This is a genomic window from Plantibacter sp. PA-3-X8, assembly GCF_003856975.1.
GTDB lineage: Bacteria > Actinomycetota > Actinomycetes > Actinomycetales > Microbacteriaceae > Plantibacter > Plantibacter auratus.
Window position 1 is genome coordinate 2,750,625 of record NZ_CP033107.1, and the last position, 19,433, is coordinate 2,770,057.

Annotated in this window: 19 protein-coding genes; 13 read left to right on the top strand and 6 right to left on the bottom strand. The window is 68.7% G+C overall.

Going from position 1 to position 19,433, the window contains the following annotated elements:
• Positions 1-96 precede the first annotated feature (96 nt).
• The 3 genes from EAO79_RS13035 to EAO79_RS13045 are packed head-to-tail and all read left to right on the top strand — an operon-like array spanning position 97 to position 3,937.
• Positions 97-996 (top strand): SDR family oxidoreductase, encoded by a 900-nt coding sequence (locus tag EAO79_RS13035; protein WP_124769239.1) that lies wholly within the window; start codon positions 97-99, stop codon positions 994-996.
• A complete protein-coding gene (locus tag EAO79_RS13040; RefSeq protein WP_124769240.1) occupies positions 993-2,393 on the top strand; it encodes an alpha/beta hydrolase in 1,401 nt (466 codons plus the stop codon). Before EAO79_RS13035 ends, EAO79_RS13040 begins: the two co-directional genes overlap by 4 nt.
• Positions 2,390-3,937, top strand: a complete 1,548-nt coding sequence (locus EAO79_RS13045) for a GMC family oxidoreductase (protein ID WP_241160876.1) — start codon at positions 2,390-2,392, stop codon at positions 3,935-3,937. Before EAO79_RS13040 ends, EAO79_RS13045 begins: the two co-directional genes overlap by 4 nt.
• 40 nt (positions 3,938-3,977) lie before the next feature.
• Here EAO79_RS13045 and EAO79_RS13050 read toward each other — a convergent pair whose 3' ends face one another.
• Positions 3,978-4,412, bottom strand: coding sequence for a hypothetical protein (locus tag EAO79_RS13050; protein WP_124769241.1), 435 nt, complete (start codon positions 4,410-4,412; stop codon positions 3,978-3,980).
• A 130-nt stretch (positions 4,413-4,542) separates the two neighbouring features.
• On the opposite strand from EAO79_RS13050, the gene EAO79_RS13055 reads away from it, so the two are divergent.
• Both EAO79_RS13055 and EAO79_RS13060 read left to right on the top strand, forming a co-directional pair.
• Positions 4,543-4,722 carry a hypothetical protein gene (locus tag EAO79_RS13055; protein ID WP_124769242.1) on the top strand — a complete coding sequence of 60 codons (180 nt, stop codon included), beginning with the start codon at positions 4,543-4,545 and terminating at the stop codon, positions 4,720-4,722.
• Between the two features lie 65 nt (positions 4,723-4,787).
• On the top strand, positions 4,788-5,486 hold the full coding sequence (locus EAO79_RS13060; RefSeq protein WP_124769243.1) for a hypothetical protein: 699 nt from the start codon (positions 4,788-4,790) through the stop codon (positions 5,484-5,486).
• A gap of 66 nt (positions 5,487-5,552) precedes the next feature.
• Here EAO79_RS13060 and EAO79_RS13065 read toward each other — a convergent pair whose 3' ends face one another.
• The gene (locus EAO79_RS13065) at positions 5,553-6,497 is read right to left on the bottom strand and encodes a GNAT family N-acetyltransferase (protein ID WP_124769244.1); all 945 of its coding nucleotides are present in this window, start codon (positions 6,495-6,497) and stop codon (positions 5,553-5,555) included.
• A 104-nt stretch (positions 6,498-6,601) separates the two neighbouring features.
• The gene (locus tag EAO79_RS13070) at positions 6,602-7,507 is read right to left on the bottom strand and encodes a LysR family transcriptional regulator (RefSeq protein ID WP_124769245.1); all 906 of its coding nucleotides are present in this window, start codon (positions 7,505-7,507) and stop codon (positions 6,602-6,604) included.
• 149 nt (positions 7,508-7,656) lie between these two features.
• Between EAO79_RS13070 and EAO79_RS13075 the strand changes: the two genes are divergently transcribed.
• The 5 genes from EAO79_RS13075 to EAO79_RS13095 all read left to right on the top strand — a co-directional run bounded on the left by EAO79_RS13075 (position 7,657) and on the right by EAO79_RS13095 (position 13,290).
• Complete coding sequence (locus tag EAO79_RS13075) at positions 7,657-8,811, top strand: tyramine oxidase subunit B (RefSeq protein ID WP_241160877.1); 1,155 nt, start codon at positions 7,657-7,659, stop codon at positions 8,809-8,811.
• 93 nt (positions 8,812-8,904) lie between these two features.
• Positions 8,905-10,164: an ammonium transporter gene (locus tag EAO79_RS13080; RefSeq protein WP_124769246.1), complete on the top strand. Its 1,260-nt coding sequence runs from the start codon at positions 8,905-8,907 to the stop codon at positions 10,162-10,164.
• Positions 10,161-11,315, top strand: a complete 1,155-nt coding sequence (locus tag EAO79_RS13085) for an FAD-dependent oxidoreductase (protein ID WP_124769247.1) — start codon at positions 10,161-10,163, stop codon at positions 11,313-11,315. Before EAO79_RS13080 ends, EAO79_RS13085 begins: the two co-directional genes overlap by 4 nt.
• Complete coding sequence (locus tag EAO79_RS13090) at positions 11,312-12,544, top strand: allantoate amidohydrolase (RefSeq protein WP_124769248.1); 1,233 nt, start codon at positions 11,312-11,314, stop codon at positions 12,542-12,544. The genes EAO79_RS13085 and EAO79_RS13090 overlap by 4 nt, the downstream gene beginning before the upstream one ends.
• Positions 12,545-12,576: 32 nt before the next feature.
• Positions 12,577-13,290 (top strand): HAD family hydrolase, encoded by a 714-nt coding sequence (locus tag EAO79_RS13095; protein ID WP_124769249.1) that lies wholly within the window; start codon positions 12,577-12,579, stop codon positions 13,288-13,290.
• 78 nt (positions 13,291-13,368) lie between these two features.
• On the opposite strand, the gene EAO79_RS13100 is transcribed toward EAO79_RS13095, so the two are convergent.
• From EAO79_RS13100 to EAO79_RS13110, 3 genes are all read right to left on the bottom strand, one after another.
• Positions 13,369-13,866: a DUF4396 domain-containing protein gene (locus tag EAO79_RS13100; protein WP_124769250.1), complete on the bottom strand. Its 498-nt coding sequence runs from the start codon at positions 13,864-13,866 to the stop codon at positions 13,369-13,371.
• Between the two features lie 93 nt (positions 13,867-13,959).
• Positions 13,960-14,856 (bottom strand): triacylglycerol lipase, encoded by an 897-nt coding sequence (locus tag EAO79_RS13105; RefSeq protein ID WP_124769251.1) that lies wholly within the window; start codon positions 14,854-14,856, stop codon positions 13,960-13,962.
• A gap of 26 nt (positions 14,857-14,882) precedes the next feature.
• A complete protein-coding gene (locus EAO79_RS13110; protein ID WP_124769252.1) occupies positions 14,883-16,088 on the bottom strand; it encodes an ROK family protein in 1,206 nt (401 codons plus the stop codon).
• A gap of 225 nt (positions 16,089-16,313) precedes the next feature.
• Here EAO79_RS13110 and EAO79_RS13115 point away from each other — a divergent pair, with 225 nt between their 5' ends.
• From EAO79_RS13115 to EAO79_RS13125, 3 genes are read left to right on the top strand one after another with little or no spacing between them, the layout of a single operon-like run.
• Complete coding sequence (locus EAO79_RS13115; protein WP_124769253.1) at positions 16,314-17,612, top strand: extracellular solute-binding protein; 1,299 nt, start codon at positions 16,314-16,316, stop codon at positions 17,610-17,612.
• Complete coding sequence (locus EAO79_RS13120; protein WP_079002413.1) at positions 17,609-18,520, top strand: carbohydrate ABC transporter permease; 912 nt, start codon at positions 17,609-17,611, stop codon at positions 18,518-18,520. Before EAO79_RS13115 ends, EAO79_RS13120 begins: the two co-directional genes overlap by 4 nt.
• The gene (locus EAO79_RS13125) at positions 18,520-19,413 is read left to right on the top strand and encodes a carbohydrate ABC transporter permease (RefSeq protein ID WP_064293707.1); all 894 of its coding nucleotides are present in this window, start codon (positions 18,520-18,522) and stop codon (positions 19,411-19,413) included. The genes EAO79_RS13120 and EAO79_RS13125 overlap by 1 nt, the downstream gene beginning before the upstream one ends.
• Positions 19,414-19,433 lie beyond the last annotated feature (20 nt).

Genomic DNA, 19,433 nt, shown 5'->3' on the forward strand with positions numbered 1-19,433 from the left:
CCGAACGCCGCGGCCCTCCATCGGACGTCTGCACCACCGGACGCGCTGAGTGCAACCCCACCGGTTCCGGCCTGTGTCTCGTTTAGCGTGGTCGTCATGTCTCCGCGCGACCAGTACGACCTGACCAACCCCGTGACCCAGTACGACCGGGTCGAGCCCCCGCTGCAGCACCAGCCGGAGCCGGGCGTGCAGGCCAGGATAACCCCCGTTCCCGACCTCGGTGAAGCGAGCTACCGGGGCAGCGGACGGCTGACCGGTCGGAAGGCGCTCATCACGGGCGGCGACTCCGGGATCGGTGCGGCCACGGCGATCGCGTTCGCCCGCGAAGGCGCGGACGTGGTCATCGCCCACCTCCCGGGTGAGGAGGAGGACGCCGAGCACGTGCTGTCGCTCATCGCCGACGCAGGACGCCGGGGCAAGGCGATCGTCGCCGACATCTCGCACGCCGACCAGTGCCGTCGGCTCGTCGCGGAGGCCGCGGACTTCCTCGGAGGCCTGGACGTCCTCGTCAACAACGCGGGCAAGCAGATCGCGGTCGACCGGGTGGAAGACCTCAGCGACGAGCAGTTCGAGGAGACCTTCCGGACGAACGTGTTCGCGAACTTCTGGATCACCAAGGCGGCGCTCGAGCACCTGGGCGAGGGCGCGAGCATCGTGAACACGGCGTCGCTCGAGGCGTACAAGCCGTCACCCGACCGGCTCGACTACGCGGCGACGAAGGCCGCGATCAACAACCTCTCGAAGGGGCTCGCGCTGCAGCTCGCCTCGCGCGGGATCCGCGTGAACGTGGTTGCTCCCGGCCCCGTGTGGACAGCGTTGCAGGTCTCCGACGGCGTCTCCGACGAGCAGATGCAGGCCTTCGACGACGAGAACACGTACCAGCGTGCCGGACAGCCGGCTGAGCTCGCGCCGGCGTACGTCTACCTCGCCTCAGCGGAGTCCGGTTACGTCTCCGGGGCGACGCTGAACGTCAACGGCGGCATGGTCACCCCGTGACCGCGGCTGCGTGCACGGTCTTCTTCCTCCCAGGGCTCGGGCTCGACGCCGCCGCGGTCGCACCCGTGGCTCGCGAACTCGACGCTCGGTTCCGGGTGATCGCCGTCGAGCTGCCCGGCCAAGGTGACACGGCCGACGCGCCGGACGGCTCCGTCGAGTCGCAGGTCGACGCTGCCCTCGCCGTGATCGCGGAGCAGGCCGACGGCGGACCCTGGATACTGTGCGCCCACAGCATGGGCGGCAAGGTCGCCGCCGGGATCGCCGCCCGGGTCCGCCACGGCGACGTCCCCGTGTTCGGGCTCCTCGGCGTCGTGCTCCTGGCACCGTCACCGCCCACGCCCGAGCCGATGCCTGACGCCAAGCGCCACCAGATGCTCAGCTGGATCGAGGACGGGCCCATCGCCGAGCCGGACGCGCAGACCTTCGTCGACGACAACGTGGGTGCATCCCTTCCGGCCGAGCTACAGGCCGCCGCCGTGGCGTCCGTGCAGGCCATGTCGCCCGTCGCGTGGCGCCGCTGGCTCGAGCAGGGCAGCGAGGAGGACATCGCGTCCTCCGTCGGCAAGCTCGACCTCCCGTGCATCGTGCTCGCCGGAGATCAGGACGAGGCGCTCGGAGCCGCAGTGCAGCCCGAGCTGCTCTCGGACGTCTACCCCCGTGCACGATTCGTGTCGCTCGCAGGAGCCGGACATCTGCTCTCGTACGAGCGTCCGGTCACGGTCGCGCGCGCGCTCACCGAGTTCTGGGACGAGATCGTCGCACACAGCGCCATCGTCCCAGCCGAGTGGGGGCTCGTCATCGCGTCCCTGCGGACCACGCCGCGGGTGCGCAGCGCGCTGGCACGACGCGCCTTGCCGGACGACCCCCGGTATCGGCCCCGCGTGCTGAGCGCGGAACAGCTGGACCTGCTCCGAGCTATCGCCGATCGCCTGGTTCCGCAACCGGCGGGTGGGCGGATCGACCTCGCCGCGCGGGTCGACGCCGACCTCGCAGCCGGTGGTGGCGACGGATGGCGGCCGGTCGGAGGACTCACGGACGACGAGGCCTACCGCGCCGGGCTGGATGACCTCCGAACCGCTTGGACGGACTCGGCCGATGACCAGGATGCGTTGATCAGCGCCGTGATCGAGGGCCGGGGCGTTCCAGGGGGCGCCATCGACGCGGACGATCTGCGGCGCTGGTTCGAGGACTTGCGCGTGGACGTCACGCGGGAGTGGCTCATCCACCCCGCATCGTTGGCCCGGGTCGGGTACGACGGGTTCGCGACCGGCGCAGAAGACGTCGACTTCGCCGGTTACCGCGAGCTCGGTGCCGACACCCGAGATGGCTGGGAGCCCTCCGACCTTGGCGCCGCGCCCGCCCCCACAGCCGCACAGCAGCAGGAGGACGCAGCGTGAACCTGGACGCGATGAAGACCTACGACCTCGACGACAGCGTCGACGTCGTGGTGGTCGGTACCGGTGCGGGTGGCGCACCACTGCTCGCGCGACTCGCTGAGGCGGGGCTGCGCGTCGTCGCGCTCGAGGCCGGGCCGAATCACGACCCCGCGGAGTCCACGCCGGACGAGGTCGACGCGACGACGATCAACTGGATGTCCAGCCGGTTCAGCGGCGGGGACGCTCCGACGGCGTTCGGTCCGAACAACAGCGGCTTCGGCGTCGGCGGTGGCACCGTCCACTGGGGCGCGTTCACGCCCCGACCGGACGCCCGTGACCTGCGTCTGCGCAGCGAGACCGGCCTCGGCCGTGACTGGCCCGTCGATCATGCGGAGTTCACCCGCTACGTCGAAGAGGTCGAGGCGACCATCGGTGTCTCCGGGCCGACGCCGTATCCGTGGGACCCATCGCGCACCTACCTGTACGCGCCGCCGAAGCGGAACGCCCCGGCTGACCTCATGGCGAAGGGCGCAGAGTCGCTCGGCATCCGGGCGACCGACGCACCCGCCGCGATCATCACGCGCGACCGCGATCAGCCGCACCACGGCCTCCGACGCGCCACGACGAACGTCGGCTCCATCCACCAGGGCGAGCGCCACGGTGCGAAGGCGACGACGGCCATCACCTACCTGCCGGCGGCGGTCGCGGCGGGAGCGGAGATCCGTCCGGACGCCGTCGTGCACACCATCGAGCGGGATGCCCGCGGTCGGGTGACCGGCGTCGTCTATCGCCAGGACGGCGTCGACAAGCGGCAACGCTGCGAGGTGCTCGTGTTGGCCGGCGGCGGGGTGGAGACCCCTCGGCTCCTGCTGCACAACGACCTCGCGAACGCCAGCGGTCAGGTCGGCCGGAACTTCCTCGCCCATGGTGCGGTGCAGGTGTGGGGGCGGTTCGACGAGCAGATCCGCGGCTACCGCGGCTACCCGTCGGCGCTCATCACCGAGGACTTCGTCCGCCCTGACGGTGCGGACTTCGCAGGAGGGTATCTGTTGCAGAGCCTCGGCGTCATGCCCTTCAACTACGCGACGACCCTCGTGCGCGGCGGCGGTCTCTGGGGTACCGAGCTGGTCGACGAGCTCGACGCGTCCCGGTACAACGCCGGCATCGGGATGAACGCCGACTGTCTGCCCGCCGACGGCAACCGGCTCGAGCTCTCGTCGGAGGAGGACGAATGGGGTCTGCCGCGTGCGACCATCTCGTTCTCGCCCGGCGACAACGAGCAGGCCATCGACCGCCACGCCATCCGCACGATGACGGAGATCCTGACGGCGGCCGGTGCGCGGAGCACCAGGGTGCTGGCGCGCACGGCGCACACGCTCGGCACGTGCCGGATGAGCGACGATCCGAGTGACGGCGTGGTCGACGGAGAGGGTCGATCGCACGACATCGACAACCTGTGGATCTGCGACAACTCCACGTTCCCGAGCGCGCTCTCCGCGAACCCGGGCCTCGCGCAGATGGCGTTGTCGCTGCGCACGGCCGACCGGATGCTCGCGGCCTGGTGACGGCGGCGCCGCCGGCCGTCGAGCAAGGATGGGTCAGGAGTCAGCCGTTCGCCTTCACGACGACGATGGCTGAGCCGCTCGGTCTCACCTCCAGCACGGTGTAACCGGCAGCCCTCGCATCGGCGGCGCTCGGGAACGACAACCGGGCCTGATAGATCGGATCGGGGAACCCGTAGCGACGCAGCTTCTCGACGCGGACGTCCTCGGCGAGCGGAATGTGCATCGTGGTGCGCACCTGCTCCCGCAGCTCCTGCTGGCAGACCGAATCCACGCCTGCGTAGCCGCAGACGGACACGTCACCTTCGAGGAACGAGCTGTAGCTGCCTTGAAACGACCCCAGTAGCGCGACGACGAGGACGACGAAGCCGGCCATACAGCCGATGGCTACCCCGAGCGTTCCCAGCACCTGACGCACGGTCCGTGGTTTACGAGACCATCCGTCGTCTGATTCCGCGAGAAGATCGTCGATCGTCATGCGCCCACACCCCTGCGTTGCATGACGTAAGGCTAGCGGTGGCCGCTCCCGGCCTGGCTGCGCACGAACGCCTCCTCGACGGGTTGGTCCCACGGTTCAACGCGGACGTCATGCAGACGACGATCGAGGCGTGCAAACCCTCGTGGTCTATGCAGGCGGAGGAATCCTCACCGAGGATCAGAAGGCGACGTTCGCAGGCCGGGGCAGGCGCGTCCGTCGCGTCGATCTCAGCGGCGCATCGCACGACGCGCATCTCGATGCGCATGAGCAGTGGGTCGAGGCGCTCCGTACCTTCATCGATGCGCAGTGAGATGACACGCACCGCATCAGGCCGGGCCCATCTCGCCGGCCCCGCCGTCAGCGTAAGGTCGTCGCATGCCCCTCGAGCAACCCCCACAGCCTGAACAGAGGCGAGCGCTCTCGAAGCCCTCGGCCGCGTCATCCACGGCGGCAGCCTGGAACGCCTTCCTGCTCCGACCTGAGGCGAGAGCGTGGATCAGTGCCACCGAGCGTGGACAGCGACAGGCTGAGGTCGGCGACGTCGCTCTGGAGGTCCTGCTCCTGGAGTACCGTCGCCCGGCCCGCCTGGCGCTCGGGCTCGTCTCGTCCGTGGCACTCGTCGTGGCCGCCACCCTCTCCGTCGCGACCGTGACCGTCCTTGGTCCGTTCTGGGTGGGGGAGAGCGGGGCGCTCTATGGCTTCGTGGTCCTCATCGGGTTCGCGGTCGCGTTGACGAGCGTCGTCATCCTGCTCCGGCTGCAGGTCTCCGAGAACCGCATCATCCGCGCCATCTCCGTGTGGTCCGGCGTCACTCCGGGAACCGGCGGCCCGCCGGAGCCACAGACGGCGACTGCGCAGTCCGTTGACCGGCGGGAGGCGGCGACGACGCGCACCCTCTTCCTGTCGGTCTCGGGCGCAGGGATCGCCGCAACCGTCGTCTCGACGGTCTGGCTGTCCTCCGCCGAAAGCGGGTCGTTCGTGCTGCCGCTCCTCGTCGCTGCGGTCTTGCAGCTGATCATCTGGCTCGCGGTCTGCTTCGGGGTCGTCCGCGTGCTGCGGTCGTCGCGGGTCTGACACGCGCGGCGGTCGACCGTGTCGCAGTGCTCGGCTGACACGGTCGGAACCGAGCCCGGGGCGAACCTACTGCTCGTGCACGATCCGAACGCGCGTGACCGAGAAGCCGGCTCGTTCGAACGCGCCACGCATCGGCGTGTTCGCGGCATCCGTGGTGCCGACGATCCGGTCCTGTCCCGACCCGTGGTGCACGTGGACCATCTCCGCCAAGAGGTCGTGCACGTAACCGTGTCCGCGATGCTCGGGGAGCACGCCCAGGTAACTGATGCTCGCGTCGTACGCCGTCCTCGTCGGGACGATGAATCCCGCGATCGTCCCGTCGAGCAGCTCTGCGACCCGCCAGGCGTCCCGCTCGCCGGGGAGCGATTGGTAGAACGCTAGATCGTCGTCCGCGAGCGCCTCGAGCCCTTCGCGCGAGACCATGTCCTGCGTGTGCGCATCGAGGGTGCCGGTCGCGACCAGGGCGAACAGCTCATGGAACGCGTCGTCCGCGGCGGCGACGAAACGGAGGCGCTGCGATCGCGCCGGCACCGGATCGGAGCTGGACCTCGCGAAACTGACCCGCTCGGTCGTGCGCGAGAATCCACCCGCGCGTGCCGCCTCATGGCGCCATCGCACCGCTTCCACGCTGGCGGCGTCATCCGCCCAGGCAGGGGAGACGTCGACATTGAACTCCAGTGCGGGACCTGCGCCGAAGGCGTCCAGTCCAGCGCGGATGAGCGCAGCGCCGACACGTTCGGGCTCCGCGACTTCGACCGTGGTGGTGAGGCAGTCGAGTGTGGCGGGCCGGTTCGCGTCCGCCTGGCCCCACCAGAGTGCTCGTGCCACCGGGCGACCGTCCTGCTCGGCGATCCACGACCATTCCGGCCGATAGTTCCCACTCGCGAGTTCGGCGGTCAGCCGCTCCGGATCGACCCAGGCGACCGGTTCGTCGCAGCTCCACTCCTGGAGGAGGGGGACGTCGTCCGGGGTGGCTCGGCGGATGGTGAAGTCGTCGCGGGTGTCGGTCATCGGTTCCAGCTTGGACAGGCGCGACTCGTTTGTCCAGGCCGGGCAGGAACACCTGGGCTACGCCGCCGAGACGGGAGGCGGACGCGCGGTGTGCGTGTGGGCGTTCACCTGAGCTGTGCGGCCGCGTCGCGGAGACACGCGATGAACGCGTCGTGGACCGGGCTCTCGTCCGTCCGTTCCTGACGAGCGGCCAGCAGGCGTGTCGTCGGCGACCCGGCGAGCGGCACGACGACGATCGACGGCGGCACCAGCTGCCGCACCGACTCGGGCAGGATCGTCATGCCCACGCCGGCCGCGACGAACCCGAGTGCGGTCTCCTGATGGACGACCTCCTCGACCACCTGCGTCCGACTCGACGTGCCGAGGACCTCCGCGACGCGGTCCACGAACCCCGGCATGAGCGCCCGCGGGTAGGAGATCATCGGGACCTCCATGAGCTCGTGCGCGGTGACCTCGGGTCGGCCCGCCAGCGGATGACCGACCGGGAGGCACGCCACGAGACGCTCCTCGAAGACGACCTCGGTCGTGAGCGTGGGGGAGCTGTCGGACGGCGTCTGCGGGACCTCGTCACGGACGATCCCGACGTCGAGCGTGCCGTCGCGGAGCCGGTCGAACTGCTCGCCCGAGGTCAACGGCACCAGGCGCAGCGTCACCCCGGGGCGGCTCGCCCGGAACAGCTGCACGACGCCTGGGAGGACCGTGTAGTTGGCTGAACTCACGAACCCCGCGGTGAGCTCCCCGGCGAGACCGTCGACGAAGTCGCGCATCTCACCCCGGACCGTGTCGAGCTCCTCGACGATGTGTCGTGCCCGCGCCTGGAGATGTCGTCCAGCGGGGGTCAGCGCCACCCGCCTCGTCGAACGGTCGAACAGCGCGGTGCCGACCTCCTGCTCCAGTCGTGAGACCTGGACGCTCAGCGGTGGCTGCGACATGTGCAGCCGTCGCGCGGCACGACCGAAGTGGAGCTCCTCGGCGACGGCGAGGAAGTAGCGCAGCTGGCGGAGCTCCATCCCATCGACGATACGACCCTCGTATTACCGCGCTGTTTCGTCCAGATTGCGAGCGAAACGCTCTCAATCGAGGTTCGAATCGGTATTTGACCAGGACGATCGCGACCGTGTTCGCTGAGGACCACACACCCCGACCTGGAGGACCACCCGTGACTGCAGACGCTTCCCCGAACACCCGGATCGACATGCTCTACCTGAGCGAACCGGAGGTCATCGCCGCCGGCATGAAAGACATGGCCCACTGCATGGAGGTCATGGAGGAGGTGTTGGTGCTCGTCGCGAAGGGTGACTACCGGATGGCCGGCCCGACCGCCAACTCGCACGGAGCACCGATCGGGTTCCCCGCCACCTCACCGTTCCCCGGCATGCCGTTGGATGCCGCCGACCGTCGGTTCATGGCGATGCCCGCCTACCTCGGCGGGCGCTTCGACACCGCCGGTGTCAAGTGGTACGGGTCGAACGTCGACAACCGCGAGCGAGGCCTCCCGCGCTCCATCCACCTCATCGTGCTCAACGACAAGGACACCGGCGCGCCCTACGCGATCATGTCCGGCAACCTCGAGAGCGCCTACCGCACCGCTGCCGTGCCGGGAGCCGCCGCGAAGCTCCTGGCACCGGTGGATGCGAAGTCGCTCGGCATCATCGGGCCCGGCGCCATGAACAAGAGCGCCCTGCACGCCATGACCACCGCCCGTCCCTCGCTCGACACCATCCGCATCCACGGGCGCCGACGGTCGACCTCCGAGGCGTTCGCCGACTACGTCCGCGCGCACTACCCGCAGTTCACGACGATCGAGATCGCCGAGACGGTCGAGGCCGCCGTGCGCGACTCGGACATCGTCTCCGAGGCCGTCACCGGCCTGGTCGGCTCGGAGAACTACCCGTTCATCGACGGCGACTGGATCAAGCCGGGCGCCTTCCTCAGCCTGCCCGCCAATCTGCGCATGGACAAGGAGTACACCCTCTCCGGCAAGGCGCGCCTCATCGCCGACGCGAAGAAGATCTACGAGGCGTGGGCCGAGGAGTACCCGGCGCCGTCGCACGAGACCGCGTTCGGGATGATCGGCCTCTACTGGCAGGACCTCATCGGGACCGGCGAGCTCGACGAGTCCCGCGTGGTCAACATCGGAGACGTCTTCGACGGGAACGCCGTCGGTCGCGAGTTCCCCGAGCAGCCGGTGCTCTTCAGCGTCGGTGGGATGGGCGTCGAGGACGTCGCGTGGGCGAAGACGATCTACGAGAACGCCGTCGAGCAGGGGATCGGCACGAAGCTCAACCTCTGGGACGCCCCCGACCTGGCCTGAACGCCGACCGGCATCGAGCACCGACACCTGTTCCACCCGAACCCGACGCTGTGGCCGCCCGGCCGCTGTGCACCTCGAACGATGGAGTGATTTGTGGACGCTGGAAACGTCGCCTGGATCCTGACGAGCTCGGCGCTCGTCGCCCTCATGATCCCGGCCCTGGCTCTGTTCTACGGCGGGATGGTCTCGTCCCGCCGCATCCTCAACATGATGATCATGTGCTTCGGCGGGGCCAGCCTCGTCGCGTTGCTCTGGGTGGCCTTCGGGTACTCGCTCGTCTTCGGTGACTCCGTCGGCGGGCTCGGACTCATCGGGAACCCGTTCGAGTTCGCGGGGCTCGACCAGGCACTCGTCGACGACCCCGATGCCGGCATCCCGCTCGCGCTCTTCGCGGCGTTCCAACTGCTGTTCGCGGGGGTGACGACGGCACTCGTCGCGGGTGCCGCCGCCGGTCGCATGAAGTACGGCGCGTGGTTGTTGTTCGCCGGGCTCTGGGCGACGTTCGTGTACTTCCCGATCGCGCACTGGGTGTTCGCCTTCTCGAACGACACGGCGACCGGTGGATGGATCGCGAACACCCTCGGTGCCGTCGACTTCGCCGGCGGGACGGCCGTGCACATGAACGCCGGCATCGCGGCGCTCGCATTGGCCCTGGTGCTCGGCAAGAGCAAGGACTGGGGCGGCAAGCTCCGCCCGCACAACCGCCCGCTCGTCCTCGTCGGCGCCGGGTTGCTCTGGATCGGTTGGTACGGCTTCAACGCCGGCTCGGCGCTGGCAGCCGGCAATGCGGCGAGCGTCGTGTTCCTCAACACCACCGTCGCCGCCTGTGCCGGCCTCATCGGCTGGTCCATCGTCGATCGACTCCGACACGGAGCGGTCACGAGCCTCGGCAGTGCATCGGGGATCATCGCCGCCCTCGTGGCGATCACCCCCGCCTGCGGCGCCGTCTCGCCCATCGGTGCGATCATCATCGGGGCCATCGCGGGCGTCGTCTGCTGCCTCGCCATCGAGTGGAAGTTCCGGCTCGGGTTCGATGACTCCCTCGACGTCGTCGGGGTCCACCTCGTCGGAGGCATCATCGGGACGCTCCTCATCGGGGTGTTCGCGACGGATGCGGCTCCGAACGGACGCTCCGGTCTGCTCTACGGCGGCGGATTCGAACTCCTCGGCGTGCAGACGATCGCGACCGTCGCGGTCCTCGCCTATTCGTTCATCGTCACCTGGGTGATCGCGAAGGTGATCCAGATCACCATCGGTCTGCGGATCCCCGAGGAGCACGAGGTCGCCGGCATCGACGAGCACGCCCACGCCGAGCGCGCCTATGAGGACGAAGACCAGGAAGCACGCGCATGACGAGCGTCATCGTCATCGGAGCCGGGCTCGCCGGTGCTGCGGCGGCCTGGCGCCTGGCCCAGGCCGGGCACGACGTCACCGTCCTCGAGCGGAGTCGCCCGGCCAACGAGTGGGGATCGTCCCACGGATCGGCCCGGATCTTCCGCTATGCCTACCCGAAGGCGTCCTACACCCGTCTCGTCCTCGCGGCGGCGTCTGGGTGGGACGAGCTCGGCCTGGAGCATGGGCGTCCACTGATCACGCAGACGGGTGCGCTCGATTTCGGTGCGACCCGTCGCCCGGAGCACCTCGCGTCGGTGCTGGCCGAGCACGGCATCGATCACGAGCTGCTTTCCCGGGACGAAGCCAGAGCCCGCTGGGACATCGGCTTCGACACGCCCACTCTGTGGCACCCGGGAGCCGGCGTGATCGACGCGGAGCAGGCGGTGATGGCGATGCTCGAATCCGCCGTCCGCGCCGGGGCCACGGTCCTGAACGATCAGCCGGTCGAGCGGGTCGAGCGGACTGCCACCGGGTACCGGGTGCTCGGATCTCGGGGCAGGGCGTTCGATGCGGAGCAGGTGGTCGTCGCAGCCGGCGGCTGGCTTCCGGACCTCCTCGGCAAGCTCGCGCTGCCGGGCGGGTTCCTCGACGCGTTCCCGGCCCTCGAGGTCAGTCAGGAGCAGGCGTACCACTTCCCGTATCGGGACCGGATCGGCGTCGACGCGGAAGATCCGGCGCGATCCGGTTCAGTGTGGCCCACCTTCATCCACAAGTTCGAGCGGATGCAGGTCTACGGGCTCCCCGGTGGGCGCGACGCCGAGTGGCGTGGTCAGAAGGTCGCCGAGTACAACGGCGGCAGGCGCATCCCCTCGGCCGCCGATCATGACGGCCTCGTCGACGACGCGAACCGCCGACGGGTCGTCGCCTACGTCCGAGAGTTCCTCCCGAGCCTCGTTCCGGAACCGTATGCCGAGACGACCTGCCTGTTCACGAACACCCCGACGGAGGACTTCGTCATCGACCGTGTCGACGGGATCACGGTCCTGGCGCCCTGCTCCGGCCACGGTGCCAAGTTCGCCCCGCTCATCGGCGAATACGCCCTTGCGCTGGTCGAGGGCCGAGACGCTGTGCCGGCGATGTTCCGGCCGAGCCTGGCAGCCGTCCGGTGACGCACGACACCGTTGTCTCCCTTCTGGACGAGGTCGCGGGGATCGGTCGGGATCAGCGTCGGGGAGGCTACTCGAGGCCCGTCTACTCCTCCGCCGAACTCGAGCTGCGGGAGTGGTTCGTCAGTCAGGCCGAGCGCCGTGGCCTCGACGTGGACATCGACGGCAACGGGGTCATCCGCGCCTGGTGGCATGTGCCGTCACGTTCGACGGCGGGTGCGGTGGTCACCGGGAGCCATCTCGACTCGGTCCCAGGCGGTGGCGCCTACGACGGACCACTCGGGGTCGCATCGGCGCTGATCGCGATCGACGTCCTGCGGACACGTGGCGTCGAGCCGACCAAGCCGATCGTCGTCGCCGTCTTCCCGGAGGAGGAAGGCTCGCGCTTCGGCGTCGCGTGCCTCGGCTCGCGTCTCCTCACCGGTGCGATCAGTCCGGAGCGGGCGCTGGCCCTGCGCGACGTGGAGGGCGACACGTTCGCCGAAGTCCTCGCCCGCAATGGTGTCGATCCGCGGGGTGTTGGTCCAGATCCTGGCGGGCTCGGAGCGATCGACGCGTTCGTCGAGCTCCACGTCGAGCAGGGGCGGGCGCTGGTCGACCTCGATCGCCCGGTCGCGATCGGTTCGAGCATCCTCGGGCATGGACGGTGGCGGGTGTCGATCCGCGGCGAAGGGAACCATGCGGGGACGACGCTCATGCAGGATCGACGGGACCCGCTCGTCGCGGCTGCGCGGATGATCACCGAGATCCGCACGATCGGACGGGCCACGCCGGACGCTCGGGCGACCGTCGGCCGGGTGCTCCCGTTGCCGGGAGGCACGAACGTGATCGCGTCGAGCGTGGACTTCTGGATCGACGTCCGTCATCCCGACGACGTCGTGACCGCCGCGATCGTGGCAGGGATCACCGAACGCCTGTCGCTCATCGCAGCGGAGGAGGGATGCGAGGCCGTGATCACCGAGGAGTCGTTCAGCGCCACGACCGACTTCGACCCGTTCCTCCGCGGGCGCCTCGAACGGATGCTGCCGGAGGCGCCCGTGCTCGGTACCGGCGCGGGGCACGACGCCGGAGTGCTCGCGTCGCACGCGCCGACCGCGATGCTCTTCGTCCGGAACCCGACCGGCGTCTCCCATTCGCAGGAAGAGCGCGCCGAGGACGCGGACGCCGAGGCCGGTGCCGTGGCACTCGCGGATGTCCTGGAGGGACTGGCGGCCGGCGTCGGCACTACCTGAGCAGGAACCACCGGCCTCGACGGATCCGGCCGATGTCAGCCGACCGTGTGAGACTCGACCTCGTGCACGAGAACGGATCCACGACCATCGACGCGGTGTGCTGGGACTGGAACGGCACGCTCCTCGACGACGTCGAGGTGGCGCTTGCCGCGATGAACACCGTTCTCCGGCGGCGCGGTCTTGCCGAGATATCCGACCAGGAGGCGTATCGGGCCGTGTTCGGCTTCCCCATCCGGGCCTTCTACGCCCGGCTCGGTGTCGATGCAGCCGACTTCCTGGAGGCGGCCGACGAATACCTCGCGCTGTTCGCGGCCGGTGTGGGATCGGCGTCGCTCCAACCGCAGGCCCGCGCGACCCTTGCGGCGATCGACGTGCTCGGCGTCGAGCAGGTCCTCATCTCGGCGACCCCGGAGGTCACCCTCGAGCGTCAGCTGGCTCCCCACTCGCTGCACGGTCATTTCGCACACGTCCACGGCATCACCAATGTCTATGCGGCGTCGAAGGAGCATGTCGTGACCGCGTGGTTGGAGGACTCGGGCCATGATCCCCGGCGCGTGTTGATGGTCGGCGACACCAATCATGACGAGGAGATCGCCGAAGCGCTCCAGGTGCGGTTCCTGCGATTCGACGGTGGTCACCAGGACGCGCCTTCGCATCGACGTCACCCGGTCATCAGCAGCCTCGGCGAGATCGTCGGCAGTCTCACCCCGTCGCCGGAGGCACTGCGAGACCTCCGCCGACGATGAAGCAGGCAGGCCCCGTCGACGACACCGCGCCGTCCGAATGACAGTCGCAGACCGCGAGGTCGGAGGCCCATCATGGCCTCAGTGGTGGAGTCCGTGGACGACGGCGTGCCCCTTGCCGCGGCCGATCAGCCAACGGTTGACCGGTGTGGTGACGATGAAGGCCAGGGCGAGAGCGGCGACCAGGGAGCCCCAGAAGAGGCCGCTGGTGAGGCCGGCGTCCATCGCTCCGGGGATGGCGAGCATCGCGGTGTTGTCGATGATCTCCATGACCGCGATCGACACCGTGTCCGCCGCCAGGGCGACACCGAGGGCGGCGCGCCAGGACAGTCCCGCGCGGCGCACGCCGCGCATCGTGAGCGCGTAGCCGAAGACGAAGGCCAGTGCGATCGAGAGCACCACGGTCCCGAGATTGTGCAGTCCGAGGCCGGTGCCGATCACCATGCCCAGCACTTCGCCGATGGCACATCCGGTGAGGCAGTGGAGGGTGGCGGTGGCGGCCATCCGCCAGGAGGTCGCATTGTCGGCTGCTGGGCCGTGGTGGTGGTGGTGGTGGTGGTGGTGGGTCTGGTCGCTCATGAGCACTCCTCCGGTTCGTCCAAGAGGTCGAACGATACCCCTCGGGGGTATATTCCGGAGTGCTGGTCGGCTCACACGGGCATCGACGCCGACTCAGGACGCGAGCGCCTCGTCGACCACGGCGAAGACCTCGGGATCCCAGGTGAGCGCGCGCTCCCACGGGAGGTCGAAGGCGTCGGCGAAGAAGATGCTGTGGACGTCGTCCTCGAAGGCGTGGCGGACCACGCGGGGGAGCACGTCGACCGGGACGTCATCGGCTCGGGCGCTTCTCAGGGCCACCAGGCCGTCGTGTGGCCACAGCTGTCGCGGCTCGGCTGCCGTGTGGAAGTGACCCGCCCCGACTGCGGTGACGGCGACGCCATCGAGGAAGCCGGCCTGTGTCGTGTTCCACTCGCGCAGGAACCGGCGTGAGACCTCGTCGGCAGCGCCCTGAGAGTTCTCGGCGGCATAGCCGCTCGACCGCTCGAGGATCGTCGCGGTCCCCTCGTCGCCGTGGGCGTCGTGGACCGAGATCTCGCCGGTGAGCACGTCGCCGAGGAGCGATCCCTCCCATGGGGTGCCGAGGGTGACGAGCCGGCCGATCGATGGGCCGGAGCCGCGCAGTTCGCGGATCGCGGCACGAGAGAAGAGACCGCCCATGGAGTGTGCGACGAGGTCGACGCTCGCGAAGCCGTGTTCGTCGGACAACCACCGCAGGAACGCGGCCAGGCTCGTCCCGCCTGCGTCGATCCCACCGACGGCGTTGACGGTCACCTCGGCGGGCAGCACGATCGGGACGTCGGCGAACCCCTGCCAACCCGTGTCCTCGTGCACCTCCCCGGCACCGATGCGTGCCGGTGCGGTGAAGACCGGGATATCCCGCCCGAGCAGGTGCGCTCTCAGTGCGGTGAGGGTGTTCCCGGCGGCGAGGCCGGAGTCGGCGGCATGGTCCGGACCCGTGAACGGGGTCACGGCGGCACCCCCTGACATGAGGACGATCGCATCGGCCATGGTGATCCTTCCGGCTGGCTACGACGTCAGCGTACTGGTCGGGCGAGGTCGATCCGCAGTGCGTTGCGACGCACGTCGTCGATCGCGGTCGCGACCGCGCCCTGCGCCACCATGTCGGCACCGAGTTCCGACGCGACGAGCAAGGGAGGTTCCGCGCTCATGTAGCCGGGGATGCGCTCCGACGCGACCTCGAGCAGCTGCGACATCGACGGAGCGATCCCGCCGGCGAACACGATGCGCTCGACGTCGAGCAACCCGCCCAGGATGGCGCTCATCCGCGCGATGCGATCACCCATCCGGCGCACCAGGTCGAGCGCGACCGTGTCGCCCTGGTCCGCCGCAGCGAGGACCGACTGCGCATCCACCTGCGCGACCGGTATGCGGCTGAGCGGGCTGCTCTCCGGGAGCCCGCCGCTCTCGCGGTACTCGCGACCCCAGTCGCGCAGGAGCGCGGCGATGCCTCGCGACGAACCGACGCCGTCGACGAGGTCGAGGAGGTGCAGCTCGCCCGCCCGGCCGCGACCGCGGACGAGACGACCGTCGACGACGTATCCGGCTCCGAGCCGCTCACCGGTGACCACCGTGATGTAGGAGTCGACACCGACGCCGGCGCCGATCGCGCCCTCGGCGACGGCGGCGAGGTTCGCGTCGTTGTCGGTGACGACCGCGCAGCCGTGGTCGCGGATGCGCTCACCGAGCCGAGGGTTCATCCGATCCCAGAAAACGTTGCCCTCGGGTGATCGCCCGAGCGCGTCGATGGGGGCCGGGACGCCGAGCACGATGCAGAGCGGCGGCTTCGGTCCGCACTGTCGCAGGACCTCGTCGATCGCCGCGTCGACGGCGTCGACCCGCGCCTCAGCGGTGGCCGCCGGATCGACGGTGTGGTGCGACCTCGCGAGTTCCCGACCGCGCAGGTCTGCAGCGATGGCGGTGATGGAGTGGGCTCCGGCGTCGACACCGACGACGATCCCGGCGTCGATGCGCAGCTCGTAGCGTCGGGCGGGGCGACCTTTCCGATAGGCGGCACCAGCCTGACGTGCGTCGTCGAGCTCCGTCAGCCAACCCAGTCCGATGAGTTCGTCGGAGAGCGTGATCGCCGTCGATCGTGACAACCCGGTCGCGGTGATGACGTCGGCCGCGGTGAACGCGGACGTCGCCCAGGCGTGATCGAGGACTGCGGTGATGCTGGAGGAGCGCGGCTCCGATGCCCGCTCCGTCGTCGTCGCTTCCATGACCGACAACGATATCCACGATCCGAGGGCCCGCGTGGACACCGTGCCGCGGAGGCACTGCACCGTGCGCAGAACCGTGAACGATCACGGTGTCCGACCCGTGGATGTCGTGATGGAACCGGTGCTTGACCAGACGTCGAACGGATGGCAGAGTTTCCGTCATCAGTTGATTTACTCTCGGTATTTAGTCAGCGGATCCATCGAGGGCTCCGCGGAAGGACAATGATGTCGAACCCACTGAAACGCGCGATACGCGCCACGGCCGGAGTGGCGGGGGTGGCGCTCCTGGCCAGCGTCCTCGTCGGTTGCTCGAGTGATGGCCGGGAGACCATCCACTTCACGTTCAGCAAGCGTGAGGCGTTCACCTTCATGAACCAGGCCGTCGCGGACTACAACGCCTCGCAGCAGCAGTACGAGGTCGTCATGGACACCTCGGGGCCCGATCCGCTCGCGGCGAGCTTCGTCCGTGGCAACCCGCCGGACCTCATGCTCTCGAACTACAACCACGAGGTGTCGCGCTTCGTCGAACGGTGCGCGCTCTCCGACCTGTCCGACACGACAGCGGCGGCGTCCATCCGCGACGACCTCCAGCCGTTGCTCGACCAGTACGGCGTGTGCGAGGGACGCACGAGTGCGTTGCCCTACTCGGTGATGGCCGCTTCGGTCATCTACAACAAGACGATCTTCGCCGAGTACGGCCTCGAGGTGCCGACGACGTGGAGTGAACTGATCGCCGTCTCCGACACGCTGAAGGCGGCCGGCGTGGCGCCGTTCTACGCGACGTTCGCCGATGCCTGGACCGCCAACCAGGGCTGGTTCGACTACTCGGTCGGTGGCGCCGTCGACATCCCGGACTTCTACGACCGGCTCGCTAAAGAAGGCACCGAGGTGGGACCGGATGCTCCGGTCTCCTTCGAGAAGGACTTCCTGGAGCCCGTCGAGAAGATGCAGCTGCTCGCCAAGGAGTACACGCAGGCCGATGCGCCGAGTCGCACCTACGACGCCGGCAACGTCGCCTTCGCCGAGGGTGAGGGCGCCATGTACCTGCAGGGCCCGTGGGCGTTCAGCCAGATCGCACTGACCGCACCGGATCTCGACCTCGGGACCTTCCCGCTGCCGATGACCGAAGACCCTCAGGACCTCAAGGTTCGCGTCAACCTCGACCTCGTCACCATCATCCCCGAAGAGGCGAAGAATCCCGAGGGTGCCCGCGACTTCCTCGAGTACCTCTTCCAGCCGGAGGTCATCCAGGCCTACAACGAGTCGCAGCTCGGGTTCGTCCCGACCGACGACGGCAAGGCTCCCGACGACCCGCGCGTCGCGGGCATGATCCCGTACTACGACGCCGGCGCGTTCTACCAGGGCCCGGGCGTGCTCAACCCTCGCGCCATCCCGACCGAGAACTACGCGCAGTCGCTGGTCCTCGGCACCGACGCGGCGTCGATGCTCCGCACCATGGACGCGGACTGGGCACGACTCGCGTTCCGACAGCCGCCCGTCACGAGCAAGGAGGGTTCCGAATGAGCGCCACCACATCGATCGTGACCGGGGGCAACCCGAAGGTCCGACGCAGCACCAAACGGGTCGAACCGATCTACTACTTCTTCCTGTTCCCAGCCGTCATCCTGTTCACACTCGCGATCACGCTCCCCGGCGTCGTCGGCATCTTCTTCAGCTTCACCGACTCCATCGGGATCGGCGACTGGGAGTTCATCGGCTTCACGAACTACATCGCCGCGTTCAGCGACCCGGCCATCCTCACGAGCTTCCTCTTCACCTTCGGGTTCTCGCTCGTGACGGTCATCGCGGTGAACGTCATCGCGTTCCTGCTCGCGGTCGGCCTGACCGCGAAGATCCGCTTCAAGATGGGGCTCCGCGGGATCTTCGTCATCCCGATGGTCATCTCGGGCATCATCATCGCCTACGTGTTCCAGTTCCTCTTCATGAACTCGGTGCCGGCCGCCGGCTCGGCGCTCGGGATCCCGTTCCTCGAGACGAGCATCCTCTCCAACCCGGACCTGGCCTGGCTCGGCATCGTGATCGTGACGGCCTGGCAGTCGATCCCCGGCACGCTGCTCATCTACATCGCTGGTCTCCTCGCGGTCCCCGGCGACGTCTACGAGGCAGCGTCGCTCGACGGCGCGAACAAGCGCCAGCAGCTGCTGCGGATCACCCTGCCGCTGGTGATGGGATACGTCGTGATCAACGTGATCCTCGGCTTCAAGAACTACCTGAACGCCTACGACATCATCGTCGGCCTGACCAACGGTGGCCCGGGAACCTCCACGCGGAGCATCTCGATGACGATCATCCGCGGGTTCCAGACCGGTGACTACGCCTACCAGATGGCCACAGCCACCCTGTTCTTCATCATCACGATCATCATCGCCCTCGTGCAACTCTCGGCGACGCGCGGAAGGAACGCACTCTGATGGCCACGCCAACCGTGCTCAGCACCCAGTCCATCACCACGGCGAACGCCACCCCGAAGCAGCGGACCAGGGGAGAGCGGGTGAGCTGGTCGACGACGATCATCCTGCTGCTCTGCGCCGTGACCGTCCTCCTGCCGCTCTACGTGACGATCTCGATGGCGTTCAAGACCGACACCCAGTCGGTCGACGGCAACGCCTTCTCGCTCCCGGCACCGTTCAGCATCGACGGCTTCGTCCAGGCGTGGACGCTCACGAAGTTCCCGGTCGGCTTCGCGATGTCGCTCCTCGTCACCGCAGGGACCGTGGTCGCGACCATCATCCTCGCCTCCTTCGCTGCGTACGCCATCGTGCGCAACTGGGATCGCCGACTGTTCCGCTTCTCGTTCTTCTACCTGCTCGCCGCGATGTTCATCCCGTTCCCGGTCGTCGCCCTGCCGCAGATCCAGCTGACCGGTCGTGTCGGACTCGACAACCCGTTCGGCGTGATCATCCTCGCCACGATGTTCCAGCTGAGCTTCAGCGTGCTGCTGTTCACGGCGTTCCTGCGATCGATCCCGATCGAACTCGAGGAGAGTGCGCGCATCGACGGTGCGAGCACCTGGCAGACGTTCTGGAAGCTGATCTTCCCGCTCCTGGCTCCCATGAGCGCCACGGTCGGCATCTTCGCGTTCCTCTACGCCTGGAACGACTTCATGATGCCGTCGCTGATCATCTCGGACGCGGGACTCCAGACCCTCCCGGTGCGGCAGAACCTCTTCCAGACCCAGTTCAGCAGCAACTACAACGTCGCCTTCGCCTCGTACCTGATGGCGATGGCCCCCGCGATCATCGCCTACCTGTTCGCGCAGCGTTGGGTGATGTCGGGCGTCACCCAGGGTGCCGTCAAGGGGTGACCCGTTCGACCGACGGACCG